This window comes from Bacteroides sp. AM44-19, assembly GCF_003603395.1.
Classification (GTDB): domain Bacteria; phylum Bacteroidota; class Bacteroidia; order Bacteroidales; family Bacteroidaceae; genus Bacteroides; species Bacteroides uniformis.
In genome coordinates, this window is record NZ_QTNB01000036.1 from 1 (window position 1) to 9,439 (window position 9,439).

At 39.6% G+C, this 9,439-nt stretch carries 6 protein-coding genes and 3 pseudogenes; all 9 read left to right on the plus strand.

The genetic code is table 11. The annotated features are described in order from the left end of the window. Positions 1-1,300, plus strand: a 1,300-nt coding sequence (locus tag DW947_RS21960; RefSeq protein ID WP_243635115.1) for an RHS repeat domain-containing protein, incomplete at its 5' end; no start/stop codon positions are given. Further along, positions 1,297-1,758 carry a hypothetical protein gene (locus DW947_RS20740; protein WP_117652797.1) on the plus strand — a complete coding sequence of 154 codons (462 nt, stop codon included), beginning with the start codon at positions 1,297-1,299 and terminating at the stop codon, positions 1,756-1,758. The genes DW947_RS21960 and DW947_RS20740, both read left to right, overlap by 4 nt. A gap of 184 nt (positions 1,759-1,942) precedes the next feature. Continuing rightward, positions 1,943-3,747: pseudogene (locus DW947_RS22035) on the plus strand (RHS repeat-associated core domain-containing protein); the annotation flags it as partial. 165 nt (positions 3,748-3,912) lie between these two features. Next, entirely contained in the window at positions 3,913-4,320 is a 408-nt protein-coding gene (locus DW947_RS20750) for an NTF2 fold immunity protein (RefSeq protein ID WP_051642902.1), read from the plus strand. Positions 4,321-4,590: 270 nt separating this feature from the next. After that, positions 4,591-5,904 (plus strand): annotated as a pseudogene (locus DW947_RS20755) (RHS repeat-associated core domain-containing protein); the annotation flags it as partial. A 548-nt stretch (positions 5,905-6,452) separates the two neighbouring features. Continuing rightward, on the plus strand, positions 6,453-6,761 hold the full coding sequence (locus tag DW947_RS20760) for a hypothetical protein (RefSeq protein WP_035447399.1): 309 nt from the start codon (positions 6,453-6,455) through the stop codon (positions 6,759-6,761). Positions 6,762-6,904: 143 nt separating this feature from the next. Then, entirely contained in the window at positions 6,905-8,158 is a 1,254-nt protein-coding gene (locus DW947_RS20765) for an RHS repeat domain-containing protein (protein WP_117866734.1), read from the plus strand. After that, positions 8,121-8,705, plus strand: coding sequence for a hypothetical protein (locus tag DW947_RS20770; protein WP_057281495.1), 585 nt, complete (start codon positions 8,121-8,123; stop codon positions 8,703-8,705). The genes DW947_RS20765 and DW947_RS20770 overlap by 38 nt, the downstream gene beginning before the upstream one ends. 108 nt (positions 8,706-8,813) lie before the next feature. Further along, positions 8,814-9,439: pseudogene (locus DW947_RS20775) on the plus strand (RHS repeat-associated core domain-containing protein); the annotation flags it as partial.

The window sequence follows — 9,439 nt, forward strand, 5'->3', positions numbered from 1 at the left end:
CCTGACTTTTACCTTGAACGGCAATCAGTTGAGCCGTGTGGACGATGCCGTGAGTACCGTTGCATACGGTACAAACACTGCCTTTGTGAACGGTGCAAGCGTCGCAGGGGAGTATGCCTACGATGCCAATGGTAATTTAACAAAAGATTTGAATAAGGGAATTACCGATATTCAATATAATGTATTAAATTTGCCGAGTACGGTATCGTTCAGTGATGGTAGCACGATCACCTATACTTATGGTGCTGACGGCACGAAACTGAGAACAGTCCATAAGATAGGCAGTACAACCACAACGACTGACTACTGCGGTAATGTGATCTATGAAAACGGTACTCAGAAGTTGTTACTCACCGAAGAGGGTTACATCAACCTGACCGGTACCCAGCAGTATCATTACTACTTGAAAGATCATCAGGGTAACAACCGTGTAGTGATCAACCAGTCTGGCACTGTGGAGGAAACTAACCATTACTACCCTTTCGGTGGTGTGTTTGGCACTACAGGCAATACCCAGCCTTACAAGTATAATGGTAAGGAGTTTGACACGAAGAAAGGGCTGAACTGGTATGATTATGGAGCACGTTATTATGATGCAGCATTAGGACGGTTTACAACGGTTGACCCTTCTTCTGAAAACTATTACGCTTTTAATCCTTATAGTTATTGTGTAAATAATCCGATTAAGTATATAGATCCTGATGGGAAAGATTTTATTATTTGGTATAAAGATTCCAATGGAAAGCAGGCTTATTTTTCTTTCAATGGAAAGAATGCAGCTATGGCACCTAATAATAGTTTTGTGAATGCTGTTGTTGAGGCTTATTTTTATAATAGTAAAAATGGTGGAGGAGAATATGCGCAAAAGATAGTTACAAATGCCAAATTGAAAGTTGGAATAGTAGAAAGCGATAAAGATAATAGGTTTGATTCTAGTGGTTTTATCCGTTTTAATCCAAATGCTGGTTTGAAGCTCAATGATGGCAATATTCTATCACCTGCTACAGGATTAGAGCATGAAGCTGCCCATGCATTTAATATGAAAACTAATAAAGTAGATGAATCACCAGATACTAGGTATGGGACAAAAGAAGAAAGAAGTGTTATTCAAGGTGCTGAATTAAAAACGGCAAAAGCTAATGGAGAACTTCCTTTAATGCATAAAGGGAGAATAAAACATAGCGAGGGGCAATGGGTTGTAACAAAATCTGTTACTTCAAATGTAGAATCTTCTTCTGTTGAATCCCAAGAGTTGAGAAATAGAATATTTAAATTTAGAAATAGCTGGACATCAGAATGAAAAGACAAATTTGTTTTCTAATATTAATTTCTTCCTTTTGTATTATCACATTAGGGCAAGAAGTAAAAAAAGTAAAATTGATATATGGTTCTCAAGGAGTATTGTTGCCTGTAAGTGCAAAGTGTACCCCACAAGGCTTTGAGCAGAGTTTTTATGAGAGTCTCAATTTCTTAACTACGTATGATGATATTTTTCTTGCTTGGTTTTCTTTTTATATGGAGCAATTAATTCCGGAAAGGAATATAGAGAAAGATATGGATCCACGTATTATGATTGTTGCATATCGTGATAGCTTACAAAATGATACTTTGTATTTAGGTGAATCTTATGGAATATTGAAAAATAGAGTAATGATGAAAGATGATAGTAATTTACTCAATCTAGTAAAGCGTAAAATAGGGTGGGGGATATCTCCTTTGCCCTCAGATTCGTTACTTTATCCTTCAATGTTGCCTTAATATAAATAGCTACTTGTTGTAGCGGATGTTGTTTATTCTTTGTTTTTGAGTATCAGAATCTTTAAATTGAATAAAATTAAAGGCTTTTTTGCTTATATTTTTTATCTTTGAAGTGAACCCTAAAAGTGTTTTATCTAACTTTTAGGGTTCGTTGTATCTAATCTCTTGGCTTTTCAGTATTCCCGATGCCCGTGGTCTGCTTACGGGCAGTGTTACGGAGCTGTCAGACGGGGGTACCGACCAGCTTTACAGTGTGCTGTATTATGATTCCCGTTCCCGTCTTATCCAGCGGTAAGTTTTGGTGGTAAGGATACGGTACGGAGTATACTGTCTATAACTTTACGGGGTAGCCCACGGAGCGTCGTCATGTTCATACAGTTTCCGGCAAGCCTTCCCGCAGTGAGACTTACACCTATGCTTATGACCTTGTCGGCAGGCTGCTGACCCTGAAGCATTAGGTTGACGGTTTAGGTGAGGTACCGCTTGCTACCTACGTTTATGATAATCTGGGTCGTTTACAGGCACGGTTCTGCCGTGAACAAGCAGTCGTACATTTACAATGTCCGTAGCTGGCTGACGGGCATCAGCGGTACATGCTTCACACAGAACCTGTACTACAACACGGGTGTGGGTACTGCGAAGTGCAACGGCAGCATCAGCAGCATGACCTGGAAGTCCGGGAACGAAAGTACAGTCCGCGGTTACAAATTCACTTATGACGGTCTTGACAGAGTACTGAACGCTACCTATGGCGAGACAGCAAGTATCAGCACGAATGCGAACCGCTTCTCGGAGAACGTTACGGGGTATGACAAGAACGGCAATATCAAGGGATTGCAGCGTTACGGGCAACTCTCTTCAACCTCCTACGGCCTGATAGACAACCTGACTCTCACCCTGAACGGCAATCAGTTGAGCTGTGTGGAGGATGCGGTGAGTACCGCTGCATACGGTACAAACACTGCCTTTGTGAACGGTGCAAGCGTCGCAGGGGAGTATGCCTACGATGCCAATGGTAATTTAACAAAAGATTTGAATAAGGGAATTACCGATATTCAATATAATGTATTAAATTTGCCGAGTACGGTATCGTTCAGTGATGGTAGCACAATCACCTATACTTATGGTGCTGACGGCACGAAACTGAGAACAGTCCATAAGATAGGTAGTACAACCACAACGACTGACTACTGCGGTAATGTGATCTATGAAAACGGTACTCAGAAGTTGTTACTCACCGAAGAGGGTTACATCAACCTGACCGGTACCCAGCAGTATCATTACTATCTGAAGGACCATCAAGGTAACAACCGTGTAGTAATCAACCAGTCAGGTACTGTGGAGGAAACGAACCATTACTACCCTTTCGGTGGTGTGTTTGGCACTGCAGGCAATACCCAGCCTTACAAGTATAACGGTAAGGAGCTTGATACGAAGAAGGGTTTGAACTGGTATGATTATGGGGCGAGACATTATGATGCTGCGTTGGGAAGGTTTACGACGAATGACCCGTTGGCGGAGAAATATTATTCGATGAGTCCGTATACTTATTGTGCCGATAATCCGGTAAAGTTCATAGACCCAAATGGTATGGAATATGCTCCCGGTGATCTGTTTAAGACTAAAAGAGCAGCAGCTAAAGATTGGGGTATGTATTATAATGGTGCATCTATTATATGTAAACGTGAAATGGGCTCTTCTATTTATGAAGTTAAGCAAAAGGGAAAGCTAAAGGGATATTCTTATAGTGCAGCCAATGAAGGAGAGCACAGCGTATCTATAAGCTTACCTCCTAACGGTGAGAGATTTGTAGGATCGATTCATTCGCATGGAGACGCGGACGCAGAGCATATAAATAATAAATTCTCAAAAGCTGATATAAAATATATTGAGAAAACAAAAGAAAATGGTTATTTGGCTACGCCGAGTGGCGATTTGTTAGAATATAATCCTTATAGTAAGAAAACATCAATAGTGACTAGTGATCTTCCTAATGATCCCAAAGATCCTAAACGAAAGAATAATATTAATCCGAAAGATATTCCTGCTGAAAAGGGTAAACAAAGAATGAAAGAATTGCTACAAAAGCCAGATTTAAACATTCCTGTTAGCCAGAGAGAACATATTCATTGGGTATTTTAAAAAGATAGCAATATGTATAGGACTTATTTTTTTGCTTTAATGCTATTTGCGATGTCATGTACAAACAGTACATCGAAGGTCGGAGAAGATCAACAATCATCTCAACAGATTGAGTATGTAATGAATGATAGTCTCTCAACAGATTTTTATACTGATATGAAAAGCTATGTTCCTGCAGAGGGATTTATACCTACAGCGGATATTGCAGTAAAGATAGCGGAATGCGTACTATTGGAAATTTATGGAAAGGAAAGTATAGAGAAAGAAAAACCTTTTTCTGTTAACTTGGTAAATGGAATATGGGTAATAGAAGGGCATATTCCTAATGGAAATGATAGTGCGCTGACTTTCTGTGGACAATCTTATGTGGAAATAAGAAAAAGTAATGGTGAGATTATAAAGCTTTTGCATACTAAATAAAAAATATTACTCTAATATAAGTTGCCTTTTTTCAATGAGATTTATTTAATTACTATCCTAACATCAGATATGCTATATCTTGTATGTTAGGATAGTTTTTTAGGTCTATCAAATGATGTAGGTCATGCAGGACTACATCCGTACTCTCCGGATGCTTAACAGCACGGGCACTTCCTATCTGGATAACATTTCCTATATGTATTATTTGTACGACAGTCTGGGACGGCTGACCCTGCAGGGGGGAATCCTTCTTCCAGTCCTACCGTGCTTGTGCAGAACAACTTGCTCAGTGGCTACGACATCACAAGTACGGTTTATACTTTCTCCAACAAGCCGTCTGGTGTGACACATACACATACTGCCAGCGGAAAGACCACGCGCACGGAAGTATATACCTATACCTACGACCATGCGGACAGAATAAGCAAAGTGCAGCATAGTCTTGGCGGCACTTCAATCACTCTGTACGATGCCACTTATGACAACTTCGGCCGTTTGCTGACCAAGCAGTATCACGGTACGAGCACCAACAAGCTGACTTATGCCTACAACCTGCGCAGCTGGCTGACGGGCATCAGCGGTACATGCTTCACACAGAACCTGTACTACAACACGGGTGTGGGTACTGCGAAGTACAACGGCAGCATCAGCAGCATGACTTGGAAGTCCGGGAACGAAAGTACAGTCCGTGGTTACAAATTCACTTACGACGGTCTTGACAGAGTACTGAACGCTACCTATGGAGAGACAGCAAGTATCAGCACGAATGCGAACCGCTTCTCGGAGAACGTTACGGGTTATGACAAGAACGGTAACATCAAGAGTTTGCAACGTTACGGCCAGACTGGTGCCAGTGCCTACGGCCTGATAGACAACCTGACTTTTACCTTGAACGGCAATCAGTTGAGCCGTGTGGACGATGCCGTGATGGCTTCTGCTTACGGTGGAGGCTTCGAGTTCAAGGACGGCGTGAAGCAGGTCGGAGAGTACACCTACGATGCGAACGGCAATTTAACCAAAGATTTGAACAAGGGAATCACCGATATTCAATATAATTGTTTAAATTTGCCAAGTGCAGTAACGTTCAGCGACGGAAGTACGATTACCTATGTTTATGCAGCCGACGGCACAAAGCTAAGAACGGTTCATAAGATAGGTGGCGCTACCACCACAACGGACTATTGCGGGAATGTGGTCTATGAAAACGGAGCCCAGAAGCTTCTGATTACCGAAGAGGGCTATATTACTTTGAGCGACAACAAGTATTACTATTACTTGAAGGACCATCAGGGGAACAACCGTGTAGTCATAAACCAGAGCGGAGCGGTAGAGGAGACAAACCATTACTATCTGTTTGGAGGAGTATTCGCTTCATCAACAAGCACTCAGCCTTACAAGTACAATAGCAAGGAATATGACACGAAGAAAGGCTTGAACTGGTATGATTACGGGGCACGGCATTATGATGCAGTGTTGGGACGGTTTATGACGGTGGATCCGTTGGCAGAGAAGTATTATTCAGAAAGTTTGTATACTTATTGTTATAGTAATCCTATAAATTGTATAGACCCTAACGGGAAGGATGGTATTTATATTGCCTTCCCTGATTATAAAATATCAACTCCTATTGGTAAAATTGGGAATTTAGGTCATGCTGGAGTATTATTGATTGATAATAAAACAGGAGTGACTAAATATTATGAATATGGCAGATATGACAAAGAGGGTAAAGGAGTTGTCAGAACATTCGCTGTTCCAAATGTAAAAATAGGACAAGATAAAAAGCCTACATTGGAATCATTGAATAAAACTTTATCAATAATATCTGAACAAGCGGGACATGCCGGAAGAATAGAAGGAGCATATATTGAAAGTGATAAGTTTAAAGAAATGAAAAACTATGCAGAATCAAAAATAGCGGAGAATGCTAATTCAAAGAGGAAAGAGTATTCATTAAGGAATAATAATTGTGGAACTTTTGCGGCTGATGTTTTGAAACAAGACCCATCTGTAAAAGATAAGGCACCAGTAATTATAGATCCAAGGCCCAATAGTATAGTTAAAGAGTATCAAGATAATTTTAAGTCACTAAATTATGATCCTAAAAAGAGACAAGTTAAAATTGAATAGATATGGAAAGTCAAAGTATATCATTAGGAGATTTATTTTCAGTTGAATTATTTGTAGGATCAATAACGTTTGTTTTAGGAACGGTTTTGTTCTTCTTATTATTATTATTGAATTTGAGGCTTAATCTTAAAACGACATTATTATATTGTTGCCTGCAATTGATACTTGTTGTCTCTCTTTCTACTATTTTCTTTATATTTTGGCGTTTTAATTTTGATATAATGATAGGGTTTCTATATTTACCAGGTGTATTATCTGAGGTTTTTATTATGCTCTTATTCTATTTTATATTAAAAATAAAAAACAAATAATTGAATAATATTTTTATAACAATTCTATTACAGCGGGTGGAAACATCCGCTGTTTCTTTTTATAGGGTACCCACTATAATAGAAATATTAGCAGTCTAACTTGCCAAGTGGAGTAATGAAGGCCCAATGGCAAAATTTATTCAATGAGCTTTAAAGCAAATGTTAACGCCGCCTATGATAATACTACAATCATTGGTACAGACACTAACCGTTTCCGCGAGAACGCGACAGCTTTCGTCTACAATAACAGCTTCGAGTTCAAGGACAGCATGAAGCAGGCGAACGAGTACACCTACGATGCCAACGGCAATTTAACTAAAGATTTAAACAAGAATATTACCGGTATATCATATAATTGTTTAAATTTGCCAAATACAGTAACGTTCAGTGACGGAAGTACTATCACCTATATTTATGGAGCCGATGGCACAAAGCTGAGAACAGTCCATAAGATAGGTACTACCACCACGACGACGGACTATTGCGGAAACGTGGTCTATGAAAACGGAGTCCAGAAGTTGCTTCTTACCGAAGAGGGTTATGTAACTTTGAGTGACAACAAGTATCACTATTACTTGAAAGACCATCAGGGGAATCACCGGGTAGTAATCAACCAGAGCGGCACGGTAGAGGAAACGAACCATTACTATCCTTTTGGCGGCGTATTTGCAAGTACAAGCAATACTCAGCCTTACAAGTACAATGGCAAGGAGTATGACTCGAAGAAAGGCTTGAACTGGTATGACTACGGGGCAAGGCATTATGATGCAGCGTTGGGAAGGTGCCATACCAATGACAGGTTTGTAGAGAAGTATTATTCGATGTCACCGTATCAGTATGGGGCGAATAATCCGGTGAATAACATAGATGTGAATGGAGATACAATTGTTGTAAATCCGAACCCGAATGGTTTGATAGATAATGTGAAAATGTTCTTTGGATTTGATACTAAGTATCAAAAGGATGTGAAAGTCGATTTGCAGCAACTTAAGAAAGATGATAAAGGAGTCGCTAATATTATCACTGAGTTGGAAGATAGTGAGAATATTCATTATATTACAATGCCTAAGAAAGGGGCTTCTAATTCAACGCTAATTGATAAAGAAAAGGTTGAAATGAAAATCTCACAAGGCAGTATAATCCATTATGATCCCAATAATAGAAGAAGGAGTCGAAATGAAAAAGAAATGAGAACTCCAAGAGTCGGATTGAGTCATGAACTTCAGCATTCGTTTGATGTAGACAAGAAATTTGCCACTTATGAAACAACGGAAAATGGTATAAAACTAATGGAGGTACGCGCTGTTAATACAGAGAATAAGATTAGAAGAAAAACAGGTGATCCTAAAAGAATTGAATATGGTGGAAAGAAAATACCTAAAAAACTATTGGAGTAACATAATTATACCTTTAGTTGTTGTAATTGGAGGAATCGCTTTCTTCTTTCATATAGTGTATAAGCATTCTGAAAAAGCGATGATGGTTTCTGATCTTGATAGAGTACCTATAACTTCTTTAATGTCAGTAAATATAAAATGGCAAGATTCTACTTATTGTACAGTGTTGGAAAGTGTAGAATTATTTTCTATATTGGAGGAAGAAGGTAAAAAGACAATTCCTCAATTGAAACTTCCAAAGAAAGAGTTCATTGAACTTTCGTACAAAGATACTTTAATAGTAGATAGTCTTTCATTTATACAACTGAAAGATTATATAGTTATTCCTCAATATCGTATAGACTCAATTTATGAGAATGAAGGAGTGAAAGGATTACTTTCTGCTTATTTTGATGATGTATGGTTTATTCCATCTTGTGAAGATGGAATATTGACTTTGCCGGAACAACGGTATGTTATTGATATTTTACATAGATGTGGTTATTGCGTAGATATTGATTGTGAATCAGGTTGCATTTATATTGTATCTTCTCCTGATATAGGTTGATTACTTCAAGAAAAATCTCTTTAATTACTATCCTAACATCAGATATGCTATATCTTGTATGTTAGGATAGTTTTTTAGGTCTATCAAATGAAGAATTCTGTGTAGGTCATGCAGGACTACATCCGTACTCTCCGGATGCTTAACAGCACGGGCACTTCCTATGGACTTCCTACGGGCCAGTTCACCAAAGATACTTCCGGCTACGGCAGGGGTTCTCTTACCGGCAGTGCCGTTACGGTTTTTGGCAGTAGCACTAAGATCTATAAGGCTTTCTATTATGACATCAAAGGGCGCATGACGAAAAGTGTGCAGAACAACTTGCTCAGTGGCTACGACATCACAAGTACGGTTTATACTTTCTCCGACAAGCCGTCTGGTGTGACACATACACATACTGCCAGCGGAAAGACCACGCGCACGGAAGTATATACCTATACCTACGACCATGCGGACAGAATAAGCAAAGTGCAGCATAGTCTTGGCGGCACTTCAATCACTCTGTACGATGCCACTTATGACAACTTCGGCCGTTTGCTGACCAAGCAGTATCACGGAACGAGCATCAACAAACTGACATATGCCTACAACCTGCGTAGCTGGCTGACGGGCATCAGCGGTACATGCTTCACACAGAACGTGTACTACAACACGGGTGTGGGTACAGCGAAGTACAATGGCAATATCAGCAGCATGACCTGGAAGTCCGGGAACGAAAGTACAGTCCGCGGTTACAA

Bases quoted from the DNA above. Each gene is read 5' to 3' on its own strand.
- DW947_RS20765 (WP_117866734.1), top strand. From the start codon at position 6,905: ATGAGCTTTAAAGCAAATGTTAACGCCGCCTATGATAATACTACAATC.
- DW947_RS20760 (WP_035447399.1), top strand. From the start codon at position 6,453: ATGGAAAGTCAAAGTATATCATTAGGAGATTTATTTTCAGTTGAATTA.
- DW947_RS20750 (WP_051642902.1), top strand. From the start codon at position 3,913: ATGTATAGGACTTATTTTTTTGCTTTAATGCTATTTGCGATGTCATGT.
- DW947_RS20740 (WP_117652797.1), top strand. From the start codon at position 1,297: ATGAAAAGACAAATTTGTTTTCTAATATTAATTTCTTCCTTTTGTATT.
- DW947_RS20770 (WP_057281495.1), top strand. From the start codon at position 8,121: ATGGTGGAAAGAAAATACCTAAAAAACTATTGGAGTAACATAATTATA.